We start from the raw sequence: 18615 nt of genomic DNA, 5'->3' as shown, positions 1-18615 counted from the left end.
GATAAAAGCCGGAGGACAGGATGAACGCAGAGAAGAATTTATTTGATGATTTATTCATATTTGAGATGGCCAACAGCCACCAGGGCAGCGTGGAGCATGGAATTGATATTATAAAAGCAATGAGCCGGATTGCCAGAAAGTATAACATAAAGGCGGCAGTCAAATTGCAGTACCGTAATCTGGATACCTTTATTCATCCGGAATATAAGGACAGGGAAGACGTAAAGCATATTCCGCGTTTTATGGGCACCAGACTGGATGTGGATCAGTTTACACAGCTGGTAGATGCAATCCATGAGGAAGGGCTGATTGCCATGAGTACCCCTTTTGATGAGGATGGGGTGGATTGGTGCATGGATCAGGGAGTAGATATCATTAAGGTGGCAAGCTGCAGTGCCATGGACTGGCCTCTTTTGACCAAGATTGCGTATACCCATAAGCCAATCATTATATCGACGGGCGGAAAGACTTTATCTGATATTGATAAGTTGTATAATTTCTTTACCCATAAGGGATGCGAGTTTGCATTCCTTCATTGTATTGCACAGTATCCAGCTCCTTTAGAACAATTGCAGCTGGATTTTATTGACCGTATGAATCGGCGTTACCCGGATATTACCATTGGTTATTCCGGGCATGAAAATCCCGATGATAATATTGTACCGATGCTTGCGGTTGCAAAAGGAGCTAAGATTTTAGAACGGCATGTGGGGCTACCTACAGAAACCATTACTTTGAATAATTATTCTATGAATCCGGAACAGGCAGACCGATGGGTGAAGGCCGTATTGGATGCCAGGATGATCTGCAGAACCAAGAAAGAGAATGATAAATACGTCAGTCAGGAGGAACTGGATTCCCTTCGTTCCCTTATGAGAGGGGTTTACCTTAAGAAGGACGTCAAAGAAGGAACGCTGGTGACAGAAGAAGATGTGTATTTTGCAATGCCCTGCCAGGAAAAACAGATGACCAGCGGAGAGTTTGTTGATGGCATGGAGGCCGGAAGGGACTATATTGCCAATGCGCCCTTTATGGAGAAAAGAAAGCTCACGGACCTTAACCTGGTTAGGAGTGTAGTTCATGATGCCAAAGGTATGCTTTATGAGGCGGGGATTGCCTTGGGCAATAGTTTTGAGGTAGAGCTGTCCCATCATTATGGAATGAAGCATTTCCGCCAGACGGGTGCGATTATTATCAGCATTATCAACCGGGAATATTGCAAGAAGTTACTAGTGATTCTCCCGGGACAGAAGCATCCGGTACATATGCATAAGGAGAAGGAAGAGACCTTCCAGCTCTTATACGGTGATTTGACAGTGAATATGGATGGCAAAGATATCTATATGAAGCCGGGAGATATACAGACAGTATTAAGGGGAGAGAAGCATTCCTTTACCTCAATAAGAGGTGCGATTTTTGAAGAAGTATCAACGACACATATTCGCAATGATTCTTACTACGAAGATCCGATTATTCGAGCACTGGATCCCATTGAGAGAAAAACGTTACTGAAGAAGTGGTAGGATTATATTTATCTGGAAGGCATGGGAGTAATCTGTGATGAAGTTGGGAAAGGAAATTAAATATTGGGGCCAGATTCTGCAACTTCCGATTTATGGGCTGCTTCATTTGATACCTAGGGATAAGAAGTTATGGGTATTTGGAAGTACCTTTGGAAGACGCTTTGCGGATAATCCAAAATATCTTTATCTCTATATATCACAGAATCATGGAAATCATGTAAGGGCAGTATGGATATCGAGATCAAGGGAGATTGTGGATATTCTTCGGGAGAACTGTCTGGAGGCTTATTATTTATATAGCTTCTCCGGTTTCTGGAATTCCCTGCGGGCAGGCGTATATTTCTATGATAATTATACAAAGGATATTTCCTATGTATTGTCTGGTGGTGCATTGAAGATCAATCTATGGCATGGAATACCGTTAAAGAAGATCCAAAAGGATAATATATTTGATTACTACAGAAATCCCAGAAGCCTTTGGGAATGGGTGCATGCAAGGCCAAGATGCATTTCCGATGAAAAGCCGTCTCATTATATACTAACAACTTCACAATTTATCAGACCTGTTTTTGAAACGGCATTTCGTACAAAGCGTGTATTGACGGGGGGATATCCAAGAAATGATATTCTGATTTCGGACAGGATAAAGAATGTTATGACCGTGCAGGAGAGGCAGACCTATGAGATGATGGTATCCGCGGGGAAAGAGAATAAAATCATATTATATATGCCGACTTTTCGTGATAGTGAAGGGAAAGCTTTTGATGTTATTGATATGGCGCGGCTAAAAACATTTCTTGAAAGAGAGCGGTATTTATTATGTGTGAAGCTGCATCCTAAGTCAAGGCAGCAGGCAGAATGGAAGAAACAGAACAGTAAAAGGATCCGGATTATTGATGCACAATTGGACCCTTATTGTTTTTTACAGTTAGCGGATATTCTGCTTACGGATTATTCCTCAATTTATTTTGATTTTCTTTTTACGAATAAGCCTATCATTTTCTTTCCTTATGATTATAAGGAGTACCTTTCTGAGTCCAGGGAGTTGTATTTTGAGTATGGCGAGTATACCCCGGGGACTAAGGTGTATTGTGGAGAAGAACTGGAGAAGGCGCTTCTGGAAGAGGATCGATATTCAGATGCCAGGAGCAGGATACGGGATCGGTTATTTGACACGGAACAGTATACCATTGCCAGTGAACGTTTATTTAGGGATGTTGCGGAGATTCTGAGATGAGTAGTTTTACCTGGGAAAAGTGAAAGGATTGTGAACTGGGATGAATACAGTATTGATTTTTGCCGGTGGGGCAGGAACCAGGATGAGAAGCAGCGATACGACACCAAAGCAATTTCTGAAGTTGCACGGAAAAGATATTATTATACATACCATAGAACATTTTGAACAGCACCCAGAGATTGATGCGATTGTTGTTGTTTGTATCGCGTCCTGGATTTCATATCTGAAGAATTTGCTGACCCGGTATGCTATCACAAAGGTGCATTGGGTAGTGGAAGGGGGTAACACGGGGCAGGATTCGATTTATAACGGATTGAAGCTGTTGGGGAGAGAATATCCGGATGATACCATTGTATTAATTCATGATGGGGTAAGGCCGCTGATTAATAGCAGAGTGATAACGGACAATATAGCCTGTGTAAAAAAATATGGTTCGGCTATAACGGTAGCACCTTCGGTAGAGACAGTTATTACCGTTAATGAAACGGGAAATATTGACCGAATTAATGACAGAAGCAAGAGCATGCTGGCGAAGGCACCTCAGACCTTCTTTTTAAAAGATATTTTGAAGGCTCATGAAAATGCATTGTCAGAAGCTCGGCATGACTTTATCGATTCTGCATCCATTATGAGTCATTATGGATTTTCGTTAAAAACAGTGGAAGGACCTTATGAGAATATTAAAATTACGACACCTTCAGATTATTATATATTTAGAGCGATCAATGAAGCACGGGAAAACTCCCAAATTTTTGGGATATAATAGTATTAGTTATTAGTGAAAGAATGCCTATATAAAGAGAGCGGTGGGATTTTGATAGATTTAGGAAATGGGGTTGCTTTGGAAGATCACATCCTTGCAGAAGACTTGATTAGAATTGCAGAGAGTGGCATTCCATTGGATCAAATGGATAATCAGACAATTTTGGTGACAGGGGCTACTGGCTTAATAGGAAGCCAGATAGTGAAGGCGTTGCTATGCTGTAATGAGTACAGAGGTACGCATATTCGTATTATTGCTCCGGTAAGGAACCTTGTTAAGGCGGAGAGGATATATGGGAAGCTGTTACAGAGTGAGTGGCTGCATCTATTCCGGCAGGATATTTTGTCTGAATTAGAGATGGGGGAACCGGTAGATTATATTATTCATGGAGCCAGCATTACCGGATCAAGAGAGTTTGTAGAATATCCTGTAGAAACGATTAAGACTGCCGTTCAGGGAAGCCTTAATTTTTTGGAGTTTGCCAGGAACAAGAAGGTGAAAGGCTTTCTGTATTTATCTTCTCTCGAAGTATATGGGGTACCGGAGCAAAAAGAATCTATTACGGAAGAGGATTATGGATATATTAATCCCTTGAATGTGAGAAGCAGCTATTCGGAGAGCAAGCGTATGGTAGAGTGCCTATGTGTAGCTTATGGAAGTGAGTATAATATACCGGTTAAGATTGCCAGGCTGTCCCAAACCTTTGGTGCTGGTGTGGAGTACGATGATAACCGGGTATTTGCACAGTTTGCCAGGTGTATTATTGAACGAAAGGATATTGTACTTCATACGACGGGAGAGACAACGAGGAATTATTGCTATACCCGGGACGCAGTTCGGGCTATCTTTTTTATTTTGATCAAGGGAGCAGAGGGAGAAGCCTATAATGTGGCAAATGAGTTGACGGCAATCTCAATTAAGGATATGGCGCTGATGCTGATAGATCACTATCCGAACAGTGGTATTAAGCTTATATATGAACTTGAGGATGAACAGAAACATGGATTTAATCCTGTTGTTAAAATCCGGCTTGATACCGGTAAGCTGCGGGCCCTTGGATGGAATCCGGAGGTACCTCTTGAAGAAATGTTTGATCGTATGATTCGGAGTATGAAACTACGGAAAAAGATATAGAAGATTATATTATCTGGACAACAAATAATGGGAGGTCTTATGAAAAAGGAAAATCATCTGGATAATTTACGAATTCGATGTCTTTTTTATTTGTTTCGGTTATTTCCGATCAAGCAAACGAAGATTGTGTTTTGCAATTATGTTGGAAAAGGGTATGGTTGTAACCCTAAGTATATTGCAGAGGAAATTATCAGGCAAAAGAAGGATTGGGATCTTGTATGGTTAACGGATTTTCCGGAGGCTTCTTTTCCAAAAGAAATTCGAATAGTAAAATATAAATCGATTAAGGCTGTCTATGAGCTGGCAACGGCTAAGGTGTGGGTTGATAATCAGAGAAAGTTGCCGCATTACAGGAAAAGAAAGTCTCAATTGTTCATAGAAACCTGGCATGGAGGAGGAGGACCAATGAAAAAGATTGGTGCCGACAATCCGCGGAACTTTGATAACAAACCCTACGCCAGAACATCAAAGCATATGGATAAAATTACAAATGTAATGATATCTAATAGTACCTGTTGTACTAAGATTTATCGTAGCGCATTCTTATATACGGGTGAGATCATGGAGTGCGGCTATCCCAGGAATGATATTCTACTAGGTGATACTAGTAGGGTGCGTAATAAGATATATGATTATTTTCAGCTTCCATCTGATAGAAAAACAGTTCTGTATGCACCAACTTACCGGAATAGTCGAACCCTGGATCATTATAAATTGGATATGAAGGGGCTTCGGGAGGCGCTTGCATATAAATTTGGCGGTATATGGACAGTATTTCTTCGGTTGCATCCAACAATGATTGAAAAAGCAGGGGATGCAATGTATAGTGAGTATATATTAAACGCAACGGATTATGATGATATGCAGGAATTACTGTCAGGTTCTGATATATTGATATCGGATTATTCCAGTGTCATCAGTGAATTTGCACTTACGGGGAAACCGATATTGTTATTTGCTACAGATGTATATGAATATGCGGTAGAAAGGGATTTTTACGTAGACTATTTTACGCTGCCTTTTCCAATTGCTAAAGATAACACTGAGCTGGTACGAAATATCAATGAATTCGATTATGAGGTTTACCAAAAGGATGTAGCAGAGTATCTCAAGAGTGTTGGAATGGCGGATCAAGGTTATGCTTCTAAAAGAGTAGTAAAATACATAGAAGATCGGATGTATCATAGAAATTCTTGCAAGGAGGAAATTAGGTGAGGTATGGAATTCTTTGTTATTCAAAGCGACCGATGCGGCCTGGGAGCAGAAACATGCTCAATATTGGAGATCCCATTCAAACATATGCTATGAAATATCTTTATAGCTTGATGAATGTGCAGGAGAAGGATTTAATTGAAGTCAGCAGATATCATGCAAGGGATTATGAAGGAGAAGAAGTGGTGCTTCCCTTTAATGCTTTTAATATGATATACAATCAGTTCGGACATCCTTATGGAACGCTTCCGGTATCCTCAAAGATCATACCTGTGTTTATAAGCTTTCATCTTCATACTCGGCATTTTAATGAGGATATTTTAATTGATTTTATGGCCAATCAGCCAATTGGCTGCCGGGATGAAGAGACAATGAAAAATATGCAAAATCACGGTATTCAGGCATACTTAACAGGCTGTGTGACAGCTTTATTACCCCGAAGAGATGATGAGTGCAAGGGAACAAAAACATTCTTCGTGGATGTGCCGGGGAATCTTATGGAATTTATCCCGAAGCATCTGTTAGAGGGAGCGGAGTTCGTTGAGCATCAGATTCCCTTTGAAAGAACATCTGACAATGAGACTATGGCGGAGGATGAATATCAAAGGTTTTATCAGCTGGGTATATCGCAATTACAAAAATATAGGGACGAAGCGGCTTTAGTGGTAACTTCAAGACTACATGCTGCATCCCCGTGTATGGCTATGGGAATCCCGGTTATATTGGTAGCAGACAATTTTGATGGAAGGTTCGCCTGGCTGGATAAATTCTTGCCGCTTTATACACCGGAACAGTTCGGTAAAATCGACTGGAATCCAACTGTGGTTGATTACGAAGAAGAAAAGAATAGGATGATAGACATTATCCTCAGACAAATTCGCAATAAATATCAGCAGGTTATAGATACCAGGTTTATAGATGGTTTTTATGGTAAGCGACGAAGAAATATATATAATAAGGGCTATCTTGATGAAATCCGTAACCTTCCTTTATATAAAGAAAAAAAAGTGAAATATGCAGTTTGGGGTGTGATTGCTCAGGCACAGGCGTTGATTCATGCCATCGATGACGGCTATCCGAATTGGGAGTTGAGGGCTGTTATTGACAAATCTGCAAATGGAGCTTTTGAAGGAATTGAAATTCAACATCCATCGAGTATTGTACAATTGGATTCTGATATCGTTTATTTTGTTTTACCGGAAGTTGCTCATGATGATGCTAAAGCCCTACTAACAATGTTGGGACGTAAATATGTATTGGTTAGTAAATATCGTATGAAGTATTGTGAATAAGGGTTAGTGCAGGTTGAAGTGTAACAAAAAACTGTGGAAGGAAGAATGTTTCTCTGTACGATCAGAGGAGAGCATCGGTGGGAATAGTGTTTGATATAAATAATGAACTAGACATACTAATAAAGAAGTATAAACTAGATTATGATGAAAATAAATATAATAATTTGGTTAAAACGATACTTGCGGATGCAATACCGAAGAAATCATCAATAGCTTTTTTGGGAGTAGGTGATCATACAAGCGAGATTATCTCACTTCTTAATAATGAATATAAAATTGTTTCGATTTTTGATAAGCACTTATTTCAATTAAAACTTGACGGTGTGGACAGTTCGTATTATGAACAGACTGAAATACCACTTTTACATTCTTCCGAAATAAATAATTCCAAATTTGATGTGCTGATTATTAGTTCATTCCGCTATCGGCAAGATATGAAAAACGAGATAGAATCAAAATATCCCTTACATACCTATAAAGTTATTGATATCTATGAAAATCTGGCCGAGAGAGGCTATTATTTTGACCATCCCTTTTTTTTATATAAATACAGCCCATATTTACAAGTTATAGAAGCGCGGTTAAACTATGAATCCGAGAGGGATATCCTAAAAAAATCAAAATTTTGTATTGAACTCATAAAATTATATCTTTATATAAAGGATTTTGCCAGTTTAAAAAAGCTGATTGAGTCACCGCAGGTTTCAGAATTTGAAATTTACTCCAAACTAAACAAGTTTATGTCAGAGGTGGATCATCTGCTTCAAGATATTGCAGAAAGAATGAAGCGGAGAAAGCATAATGATATAATAATTTCGTGGAATGATCAAATTCCATACGAAGAATTGACTAATTTTAGTTATTTAAAAACTCTAGCAGAGGAAAATCTATCATTTATTAATGCATTTTCAGTTGTACCATCAACTACCTCAGCTTTTCATACGATGTTTAGTAAAGTTTATTTTTTAGATAATAGTATTGAACGTGATGATACGAAGAAAGGCTGTGTTATCTCGTCTCTAGAAGATCAGGGATATCACTTCAAATACATTGGTATCAAGAAAAATATAACAGAAGATTTTAAAAATCGAAATTATGATTTTGAACTCTCCAGCTTGGAAAATGCGTCAACAACTCGTTATTGGAATGCGTTACAGAGTATTCTATTACTGGATAAGCCTGTTTGCATAGTGATACATGCAGTTGTAGAAACTCATCTGCCTTATTTATCGCCATACCTTACTAAACCAATAAGGGATTTGCGGCCATTTAAAGATGATTTTAATACAAGAGAGCTTAAACAGCAGAAAGAGCTGTCTGCCAGGTACTGGAGTGAGCAGCTGGCTTTTTACGATTCTTTTTTCAAAGTGTATGATTCTACAAGAATATTTATGAGTGATCATGGCATTTGGTATAAAGAGGAGGATAGACGGTATAATGACTACGCCAACCATATTTTCTTTATTATAGCCGGTAAAAACAAAAAACCTCAAATGTGTGATGGGATGTTTAGTTTATATAATTTCGATAAGGTGCTGCAATTTATAATAAGGAATACGGAAGAGAATTTTTCTGAAATATTCAGCAATGAAGTTTTGCTTCAAGATGTGGATATTTATGCCTTTAGTAAGCTCCAATACTTAAATGAAACCAATATGGATACAGCTATGTCCTATCGTTGTGCAAGGGGAAAGAAAGACAAATACATATTATTACGGAATGGAAAGGAGATATATTATCTATTACCTAACGAATCCAATAATAGGATCGGCGAGGCGGAATTTCAAGATAGAATTTCCGAACTAAAAAAGATGGCTGGAGATAGATTTGTGAATTTACAAAGTTCCAATAAATATGAATATGTACGTGAGTTATATGAAAAAGGTAAAGTAGAAAAACATTGAGAGGTAAATCATGAATAGAAAGCTTATAGATAAGAACAATTATGGGGTTCTTTACTGGATTACAGGATTGCCGGGAGCAGGTAAAACTACCATCGGAAACGCTTTGTATTATTATTTGAAGAAGATAGAAGATAATGTTGTAATATTAGATGGTGATATTTTAAAAGAAATTGTAGGAAGTAACCTGGGATATTCTGCTGACGAAAGACATGAGCGGGCAATCAGGTACTCTAGGTTATGTAAGGCATTAACAGATCAGGGAATTGATGTGGTTTGCTGTACCGTTGCGATGTTTGAAGACATACGCTTATGGAATAGGGAAAACAATAAGCTATATGTTGAGATTTTTCTTGATGTTCCTTCGGAAGTTTTAGTTAACAGAGACCAAAAAGGTATGTATACGAAACAAAAACAAGGTCTTTTTAAGAACTTACCAGGTATTGATATGGATGTTGAGCTGCCACGTAATCCGGATATAGTCCTAAACACCGACGGATCTATATCGGTTTCTGAATGTGTTAACACTATAATAAATTATGATATTAATTATCAAGCAGTTAATAATCGGGATGTAAAGTATTGGAATGACTTTTATGCAAGCAATCCATCCCTTAACGAAGCGTCATTATTTGCCAAAAGTATTGTGAAATACCTGGAGAAAGGGAAATCACTTATAGATCTAGGTTGCGGCAATGGAAGAGATAGCATATTTTTTTGTGAGATGGGATTGAATGTAACTGCTATTGATGCCTCTTCACAGGCTATAGGTACGCTGGAAAGTAAATGCAAAGAATTAAAGAACCTCTTATGTGTATGTGATGATTTTGTAAAATTGAATGCGCTTTATCAAAAACAGTATCATTACTGTTATAGCAGATTTAGTATACATGCAATTAATGACAGCCAGCAGAAGGAATTAATTAAAAATGTAGCAAGTGCTTTAAAAGATAACGGTCTGTTTTTTATAGAAGTAAGAAGCATACATGATGAACTTTACGGACAAGGACAATGTGTTGCAAGAAATGCATTTATATTCAATGACCATTATCGTCGTTTTATTGTAAAAAATGAATTAGAAGCAGAGCTAAATAAAGTAGGACTAAATATAATCTATTCGGAGGAAGCGACTGGTTTCGCTCCATTTGAAAATGCAGATCCAATGATAATAAGAGTTGTTGCACAAAAATCATCTTCTTAGAATAGAGCGGAGTCTTTAATAGACGGTAATCAACTCCGATATTGTAAGTATGGATTAGGAGACCAATTATGCAAAGAATTATTGATAAAAATCATATTAAAGTGCGAACTGCTAATATGCTGCATGTTATTAAGCCGGAAGAAGTTACAAGAGAAAATATTGAAAAAATATTTATGGATTTTCCGGAAGATTGTATTTATTGCGTTGACGATAATCTGAAATATCTTGGAGTAATAACATTAGGGGCATGGTCTAGAAGCATAGAAGTTAAAAATGAAGATTGGATAAACTATAATAGCAAAAAAATCATCGAAGGCGGTACTTCAGGGCATAGTATCAATGAGGCACATGACATTTTTACTTCATTTAATAAAGTAAACAGAGTGCCTGTTCTTAATGAATATCACCAGATTGTATATGAATATTATTATGATTCGGAGCAACTGGAGAATGACGCTAAATTGCAATTACTTTGGAATGAATTGCAAATAGTTCCTAATTTACGCCTTAATAATTATTTGATGGCAAATCATTTTGATAATGTTTTATTTGTGGGTAAATCTTCGTTGCTTTATAGTATATATTGTTTTTTTAATTCGCAAGGTGATGCAAAATGCTTTATTGGTGATACAAATGAATGGGAGTGTAAGGAGATCCTTCCTACACGATCCCTGATAATTTCGGAAAATCGTTTTATTAAGGTTGATTTGGAGGACAATAAAATAATTCGATTATCAGAATTTATTCGTGATTTATATAAGATATATAAGTACCTTCATGTGGAAGATGTGTTTAAGAAAAGAGGTTTGTTTTCTGTATATGCACGTGTACCTAATAAATTTGCAAAAGAAGAGGGGCTTATTTACACAACTGAAGAAAGGGAGCGTATCATCAAGGGTATTACTATAGCTGATGTAGTAAATAATATTGAATTATATGAAGATTTTACTGAGGACATTTACGGAGAATATTATCACCCGGATTACGTATCTGCTTTGTCAAAAATTCCGCCGGTCATAAAGAAATGGGGTAAATACATACATTCCGATATTAGTAGTGATTATGTAAATGTGTTCAGCGGTCAAAGAAAAACATGTGACCAGCCAGTAGTATATCATAATAAAATACATGTTTTTGGAACATGCTATGCATTTGGATATGCTGTAGAAGATGCACACACTATATGTAGTTTTTTACAACGCTTGATAAATGAGGAGTATAAAGATACGTTATGTGTTTGTAATTATGGTGTGCAAGGCATCGCCGAGAATGTATTCGATAATATGTGGAATACGGAGTATAGAAAGGGTGATTTGGCAGTCTATGCCTCTGGAAGTTCTCAAAGGGTGATTAATACCATTGCACATTGCGGGGGAAGTATAATTGATTTTACACCCCTATATGAATCACGCCCTAAAAATTGTTTTTTTAATTTGCCTGGGCACTGTAACCATATCATGAATAAAAAAATGGCTGAATATTTGTTTGTTGAAGTTGTACAAAAGTATCTGAGGGATATTAATTCTGTGGATAAGGAGAGCAATTATTTCGACAATGAGAAAGTGTTTTTTTCAACGGCAACGAATGAATATCTGGAAAATGAGAGCGAACTGAAATTATATTTATCATTATTGGAAAAGTATAGAATAGATGATAAGAGGAAACGGCTTGGTGCAATTGTTATGAATTGTAACCCTTTCACTAAGGGGCATAAATATTTAATCGCAACCTCTGCTAAGAAGGTTGATTATCTCTATATTTTTGTTGTAGAGGAAGACAAGTCGTTTTTCCCGTTTAAGGATCGCTTTAAACTGGTTAAGGAAGGAACAAAGGACATACCGAATGTTATTGTAGTTCCCAGCGGAAAACTGATTATATCAGCATTAACTTTTCCGGGTTATTTTGTTAAGGATAATCCGGGAGAGGTCAAGATTGATACCTCAACGGATATTGAGATATTTTCAAAATATATTGCACCGGCACTGAATATAAAGATCCGCTTTGTAGGAGAAGAACCTTTCGATATTGTGACCAGGCAGTACAACGAATCGATGAAATCCATCCTGCCGCAGTATGATATAGAGTTCTCTGAAATACCGCGCCATACCGTAAATGAAAATGTGGTTGTCAGTGCATCGCTGGTGAGAAAATACTTGAAAGAAAAGGAATTCGATAAAATAAAAGACCTAGTGCCGGAAACCACATATCAGTATCTGGCGGAAAAGTTTTTCGATAATAAAAGTCGGTAATGGAATAAACCTGGCATAGGCGTTGGAGGAAGGAGAAGAAGCATGGCTGAGATTAGCATCATTATACCGGTTTATAATGGTTCCGGACGTATGTTCCATTGTATGAATTCCCTGATGGGTCAGACCATCGGGCGGGAGATGCTGGAGATTATCATAGTCAATGACGGCTCCACGGATGATACTCTGGAGAAACTGATGGAATGGGAGCGGCAATATCCGGAGACAATAATGCTGATTAACCTGGAGCAGAATGCCGGTGCGGGTGCAGCAAGGAATGTGGGGCTGAGCTATGCGTCTGGGGAATATATCGGTTTTGTTGACAGTGACGACTATATTGAGGATACAATGTATGAGTCCATGTATCAGAAGATGAAGGAACAGGACTGCGATCTGGTAATATGCCGTTCCAGGAAGCATTTGCCGGAAGAGGGGCAGCAGGCGGCCATGGGGCGCGGAGCAGAAAAGGATCGGCTGGTGCAGGTTGCCGATGATAAAGACAGGGAGGCTTTTCTTCGGCTTGAGGTCAGTGCTTCACCTTGTAACAAGCTTTACCGCAGGTCCATGCTGGAGAAGCATCAGATTCGATTTCCCGAAGGATTTATTTATGAGGATGTGTATTTTATTGAATTGGTGAAGAATTATGCCAACCGGATTTATTTCCTGGAAGAATATTTATATCACTATGTCACCTATAAAAATTCAGTCTCCAATAGCTCCGGTGACGGGAGGAAGCGAATGCATCGGTTTATCATAGAACAGCTGATGCTGGAGGAACTGAAGGGGAGAGGGATATATGAGAAATATCAGAGTTACTATGATCAGGAGTTCATAATTACGTACCTCACCGTGGTCAAGAACTTTATCCGTACCTTTGGGTTTATACCCGCGGATCTGCTGACAGAGATCAATGGGCAGGTGCGGGACAGGTATCCGCAGTATAATGATATTCCTATCGTGAGGCAGCTGACAGAAGCGAAAAGCGAGAACTTTTATAATTATCTGCTTAATGGTCTGGAGCAGGAAGTTAATTCTGCCTATATTGAGAAACTGGCGAGGTTAGCGGTATAGCGGAGCGATTAAAATCTTGAGAGAAAAGGCGGCGAATGGCATGTCAAACCAGCTTCAACAGACATTACAAAATAATGCTATATTAATCGGCTTGATCGATAAAGTCATCTTCTACCTACATACCCAGAATTATGATAAAGCATTGCGCATTTCTGCCGATCTGCTGAAGCGTATGGATGCCGGGATGGGGCGGTTGCAGGCAATTGTCGGTGAGGATCGTTTTTCTGAGCTGGGCGGGATTCTGGAAGAGATATTTATTGCCCAGAACAGCAAGGATTATGTTCTGCAGGCGGACCTCTATGAGCTGCAGCTGCGCAGATACTTTATCCAGCTTCAGGAGGATATTATTGCCTCGGATGGGTTTGGCTATGATGAGGAATTATTTGAGAATAACAGGGCGGTAATCAACCAGGCGGATCATGAGCTTTGTGAGCTGATCTACCGGGGAGAATCGCCTTTTTCGCTGGCACGGCAGGGATATGAGGCGGAATTCTCTTCTTCCGGTCTGATGACGGTGGCACTGACGGATCAGGTTGGGAGATACTATCTGCACAGCAACAGCAGGGCGGGACAGGAAGCTTTTACACTGGCGCATTCCTGGTATCACGAGGAGGTTACCTGCTATATCGTATATGGCTTCGGTATGGGTTATCATATTAAAGAGCTGATGCAGCTGGACAGCAGTATTCAGATTGAGGTCTACGAAGCGGATATCCATATCCTGAAGCTGGCAGCAGCCCATACAGCGTTGGGCAGCATGATGAACCATCCAACGGTACGGGTAATTTATGATCCCAGGCATATGCATATGCTGAAGCGCCTGGAAAGATTGAAGGATGAGGAACGCTTTGTCATTCACTATCCCTCGCTGCGGAATGTACACGATCAGAATATAAAGGAGAAGCTGGAAAACTATTTTATACAATACAGCTCTATTATGAACCAGAAGAAGCTGTTGGACAGCAATTTTCAAGAAAATATTCTGCATTATGATGGTTTTGCTGCAGAATTAAAAGATCATTTTCAAAATAAAGATCTTTATATTATTGCCGCCGGACCGTCTCTGGATAAGAATTTTCAATTGCTGAAGAAGGTGGACAGGAACAAGGGAATCATTCTGGCTGCCGGCACGGTGTATCGTAAGCTGCTGACAGCGGGCATCCAGCCGGATTATTTTATCGTAACGGACGCCAATGAACGGATATACAGACAGATTGCCGGACTGGAAGAGAAGGAGATTCCCATGCTGTTCCTATCCACTGCCTATAAAGGCTTTGCACGGAATTACCATGGAAAGAAATATCTGATTTTGCAGCGGGATTATGAGAAATCAGAATCCTATGCAGAGGAACACCATACGATGCTGAACAGTACCGGAGGATCTGTGAGTACCACAGCGCTGGATCTTGGCATAGCCTTGGGCAGCCGCCGGATCATATTCCTCGGACTGGACCTGGCATATACGGATGATTACCGGCATGCTTCCGACACCTCCTCAAGGAAATTGACTTATTCCCCGGATCTGAGGAGAGTGGAGGATATCAACGGCAATATGGTGTACACCGGAAGGAGCCTGGATATGTACCGGCAATGGATTGAGAACCGGATCAGTAATGTGAAGGGGATTGAATTCATTGATGCAACGGAGGGCGGTGCCAGAATTACCGGAATGAAATGCCGGACAATGGAGGAATGTATTCACTGCTATAATACTATTACTGTGTCGGAGGCTTGTCGGGGATGATTATTCAGCATAATATGGCGGCATTATTTGCAAATAGACAGCTGGGCGTGAATAATAAGAGCAAAGCGCAGGCGGCGGAGCGCCTGGGAAGCGGTTATAAGATTAATAGAGCGGCGGATAATGCGGCGGGTCTGACCATTTCGGAAGAGATGCGTGCTCAGGTCAGAGGGCTGGAGCGCGCCGCCCAGAATGTACAGGAAGGGATTAATTTCTGCCAGGTGGCAGACGGTGCTTTGAACGAGGTTCACAGTATTCTGGGCAGGCTTCGGGAATTAGCCGTACAGGCATCCAATGACACCAATACATCAACGGACCGCGGCATGATTAATGAAGAGGTGAAGCAGCTGAAGAAGGAGATTAACTCCATCAGCCGCAATACCGAATACAATACATATCATATTTTCAGCAGGTCTTATGAGCTGACTTTTGGCGGGGAACCCCTTGTGGTGGGGATTTTTGATGCCAACGATGGAGACCCGGCGGATCCGGACTCCTATGGGGGCATTATAGTAAATGGAAGTACCAGAGTGGCATGGTCAGAGATTGACCCGGATATGACCTACCTGGATTCGGCTACCGGTGTGACAATGTTTAGGGAAGGCCGTTATCAGTATGACACCGGCTCGTGTATTCTGACTATTGAGTGCGAAGAGGGAAGCAAGCCTCCTGCAATTAAAGCGGAAATTCCGGTGAAGGCCTCGGCAGCAGGAATATTCCTGGCTGGAACAGAGATTTCCTGGGCCGATATATTGGATGAAGAAAATAAGCCGATTTCTGCGACGGGCCCGGTCAAGCCGGGGATTTATCGTTTTGCTTATGGCGGCATGGAGGTCAGCTTTACGGTTCCGGAAGGGGATACCCTGGAGGATGTGATCGATGGAATTACCAATGGGAATCAGCGATTGGGACGAAAGTACACCAATGTATATAACGGATATTATAGGGCACAGGCCGTGGATATCACAGATACCGGAAGCAGGATGCGAATCACCAATTCTATGTTTCCCCAGATTAAGAACCATGAGGATTTGGATTTTAAGCTGCGGGCGGACACGACAGGAATCTGGGTGCTGGACTCAGGAGGCGATGAGGTATCGGGTTCTAAGAAGTCCTGGGCTGATCTGGGTATTAACAGATGGGATTCTCAGAACGATATTTCAGGCAATCGAACATATCAGTATCGTTTTGAAAACGATGATTATAAGGTGGTATTTGACTTTACCCTCCTGAGGGAAACCAGCCTGGATTCGGTGATTTCCGGTATTAATCATGCGGCTGTCCGGGACACGGATATTACGGCATCCAATGAGACAAAGTATACATTTGCCGCCGCACCGGGCAGCGGGCTGGTGTCCGGGACATTGGTAAGTACCAATAATCGGCTTACCATATATGAAGAAGCGGCCCTGGGAAGAGATTTTGACAGCAGGGCGCAGGGTTTTGGGGAGGCGGCATTGATTTATGATTCCGCGGCAAATCAATTTGCAGTCAGCTGGAACAGCACAGAGGGGACTCCCCTGCTGACCTATACCTCCGTCAGCTTATCCCCGGCAGATTCAATCCGGGCGAATGCCGATGAATATATCCAGTATCTGACCGCCAGAAAGATACAGTCGCTGCTATCCGGGGAAGACTTTTCGGATAAAACCTTGACACAAATCCTGGGTGCGGGGAAGATTACCGACGCCGGTTATATGGACGGTACGGTTACGATTGATAAGGGTGCTATGAATACAACCAGGGACATAAGCAACGGAACTTATCCCACGGCGCGGATTGATTTCTCGGGCTTGGGTTCAGATTATGACTTGTATGATTTGCTGGGAACCGGCTTTAATTCTACCTGTAAGACCTGCAATAACCATTACAGTGTTATGTTTGTCTATGGGGGAACCGACAAGACCACCTCTCAGGGCTACGGCTATACCTTATCTAACGACGGGAACGAGAATTACAGCCTCCAGATCGATTTGAAATCTGTGGCGGAAAAAGGGATTGCGACAGGTGCGGATTTTGCCGGAGCCCTGGTCGATATTATGCGGGAAAGCGGATATGATTTTCATTTTACCCAGTATGCATCCCAGGGCAGTACTCTGTACATCTGCGATAACCGCCCCCAGAATACGGGTACCATGGATGCTACTTTTGATACAAAGCCTTATGAGGTTGACAAAGCTACAATCAATATGACCTTGAAGAATACGGCGGACAACCGCAATATGAGGCTGCAGTTTGAGTATGACATCTCTCAGAGCCTGGAAACCTCCGCGATTGTAAAGATGGAGGAGGACCCGTCGGGGGAATGGGTACAGGATACCGATGGGTATAAGAAATATGTATATTCGGATTATTATGACGGGAGTGGAGGCTTCAAGCCGGGGATTACAGAAGAGCCGCCCAGATATAATATTTCTATAACCAACACCATATCCTCCTGGGAAGCTTACTATGACAGCATGATGAATGATATCGCATCCGGGTCCAAGCTGGAGCTGGAGGCGACAGATTATGCCTATGCCAATTATGCGGCCAATGAGAACCCGAATTCCGCGGTAGTATCCACCTTTGATTTCAGAATAGAGGAGAAGCTGGGCTTCTGGATTCAGGCGGGTGCCAATAAAGATGATGGAATGGCCATGACCTGGGAGGGGTTTAATACTTATTCCCTAGGAATAGGATCGAGCGGGGCCTCTACCAGGGAAGCGGCATCGGAATTGATCCTTGATGCGGAAAAGGCATCCGGAAAGATCAGCCGGCTGCGCAGCCATTTTGGTGCTTATGCCAACCGAATGGAGCACATGTATAACATTGCACAGAATACCTCGGAGAATCTTCAGTATGCGGAGTCTCGAATCCGGGATACAGAAATGGCAGAAGAGATGGTACGCTTTTCTAAAAGCGATATTCTGGCTCAGGCCGCCCAGGCGATGCTGGTTCAGGCAAATCAGTCCGTCAGAGGAGTAACTGCGTTGCTGCAATAAATTAAGACCCATAGAAATGAAGAAATCGGCTTCACCGGGAAAAGGTGCAATTAAAAATTTTGGTGTGCTCGATTCTGTTGCAGAGACGGAGAAATTCGGGGGAATGAGTGAGCTCAAACTGGAGATAGGAAGCGGAAGTGTGATTTGCATGGCGAATGACCTGCTGCCCATTGACCGGAAGAACTGGTATATACCAATCTGGACCATCTAATTTCCCATAAATAAAGCATTAAGAATTCTCTGTGGTTTGCCGATAATACATGCAGGAGAAAGAACTGAATCCGTATCGAAGTCATTCTTTGGCGGGTAT

At 40.9% G+C, this 18615-nt stretch carries 13 protein-coding genes; all 13 read left to right on the top strand.

The window, feature by feature from the left end; genetic code table 11:
* Positions 1-20: 20 nt before the first annotated feature.
* The 13 genes from HNQ56_RS10275 (at position 21) to HNQ56_RS10215 (ending at position 18516) form a co-directional block, all read left to right on the top strand.
* Positions 21-1523 (top strand): N-acetylneuraminate synthase family protein, encoded by a 1503-nt coding sequence (locus HNQ56_RS10275; protein ID WP_429145327.1) that lies wholly within the window; start codon positions 21-23, stop codon positions 1521-1523.
* Between the two features lie 37 nt (positions 1524-1560).
* The gene (locus HNQ56_RS10270) at positions 1561-2760 is read left to right on the top strand and encodes a CDP-glycerol glycerophosphotransferase family protein (RefSeq protein WP_429145324.1); all 1200 of its coding nucleotides are present in this window, start codon (positions 1561-1563) and stop codon (positions 2758-2760) included.
* Positions 2761-2800: 40 nt separating this feature from the next.
* On the top strand, positions 2801-3523 hold the full coding sequence (locus HNQ56_RS10265) for an IspD/TarI family cytidylyltransferase (protein WP_429145321.1): 723 nt from the start codon (positions 2801-2803) through the stop codon (positions 3521-3523).
* A gap of 144 nt (positions 3524-3667) precedes the next feature.
* The gene (locus HNQ56_RS10260) at positions 3668-4657 is read left to right on the top strand and encodes an NAD-dependent epimerase/dehydratase family protein (protein ID WP_429145318.1); all 990 of its coding nucleotides are present in this window, start codon (positions 3668-3670) and stop codon (positions 4655-4657) included.
* Positions 4658-4696: 39 nt separating this feature from the next.
* Positions 4697-5872, top strand: a complete 1176-nt coding sequence (locus HNQ56_RS10255; RefSeq protein ID WP_429145316.1) for a CDP-glycerol glycerophosphotransferase family protein — start codon at positions 4697-4699, stop codon at positions 5870-5872.
* A 53-nt stretch (positions 5873-5925) separates the two neighbouring features.
* Positions 5926-7161, top strand: a complete 1236-nt coding sequence (locus HNQ56_RS10250; protein WP_429145313.1) for a polysaccharide pyruvyl transferase family protein — start codon at positions 5926-5928, stop codon at positions 7159-7161.
* A gap of 77 nt (positions 7162-7238) precedes the next feature.
* The gene (locus tag HNQ56_RS10245) at positions 7239-9065 is read left to right on the top strand and encodes an alkaline phosphatase family protein (protein WP_429145310.1); all 1827 of its coding nucleotides are present in this window, start codon (positions 7239-7241) and stop codon (positions 9063-9065) included.
* 10 nt (positions 9066-9075) lie between these two features.
* Complete coding sequence (locus tag HNQ56_RS10240) at positions 9076-10263, top strand: adenylyl-sulfate kinase (protein WP_429145308.1); 1188 nt, start codon at positions 9076-9078, stop codon at positions 10261-10263.
* A 68-nt stretch (positions 10264-10331) separates the two neighbouring features.
* Entirely contained in the window at positions 10332-12512 is a 2181-nt protein-coding gene (locus HNQ56_RS10235; RefSeq protein ID WP_429145305.1) for an adenylyltransferase/cytidyltransferase family protein, read from the top strand.
* A 42-nt stretch (positions 12513-12554) separates the two neighbouring features.
* Entirely contained in the window at positions 12555-13580 is a 1026-nt protein-coding gene (locus tag HNQ56_RS10230; RefSeq protein WP_429145303.1) for a glycosyltransferase, read from the top strand.
* Between the two features lie 40 nt (positions 13581-13620).
* On the top strand, positions 13621-15324 hold the full coding sequence (locus tag HNQ56_RS10225) for a motility associated factor glycosyltransferase family protein (RefSeq protein WP_429145300.1): 1704 nt from the start codon (positions 13621-13623) through the stop codon (positions 15322-15324).
* Positions 15321-18305 (top strand): flagellin N-terminal helical domain-containing protein, encoded by a 2985-nt coding sequence (locus tag HNQ56_RS10220; RefSeq protein ID WP_429145297.1) that lies wholly within the window; start codon positions 15321-15323, stop codon positions 18303-18305. The genes HNQ56_RS10225 and HNQ56_RS10220 overlap by 4 nt, the downstream gene beginning before the upstream one ends.
* 16 nt (positions 18306-18321) lie before the next feature.
* The gene (locus HNQ56_RS10215) at positions 18322-18516 is read left to right on the top strand and encodes a hypothetical protein (RefSeq protein ID WP_429145295.1); all 195 of its coding nucleotides are present in this window, start codon (positions 18322-18324) and stop codon (positions 18514-18516) included.
* The last annotated feature ends 99 nt before the right edge of the window (positions 18517-18615 follow it).

Source organism: Anaerotaenia torta, from assembly GCF_050433395.1.
In the GTDB taxonomy this organism is placed as follows: domain Bacteria; phylum Bacillota; class Clostridia; order Lachnospirales; family Lachnospiraceae; genus Mobilitalea; species Mobilitalea torta.
Note: the sequence above shows the minus strand (reverse complement) of the source record. Positions and strands in the feature narration are given on the sequence as shown.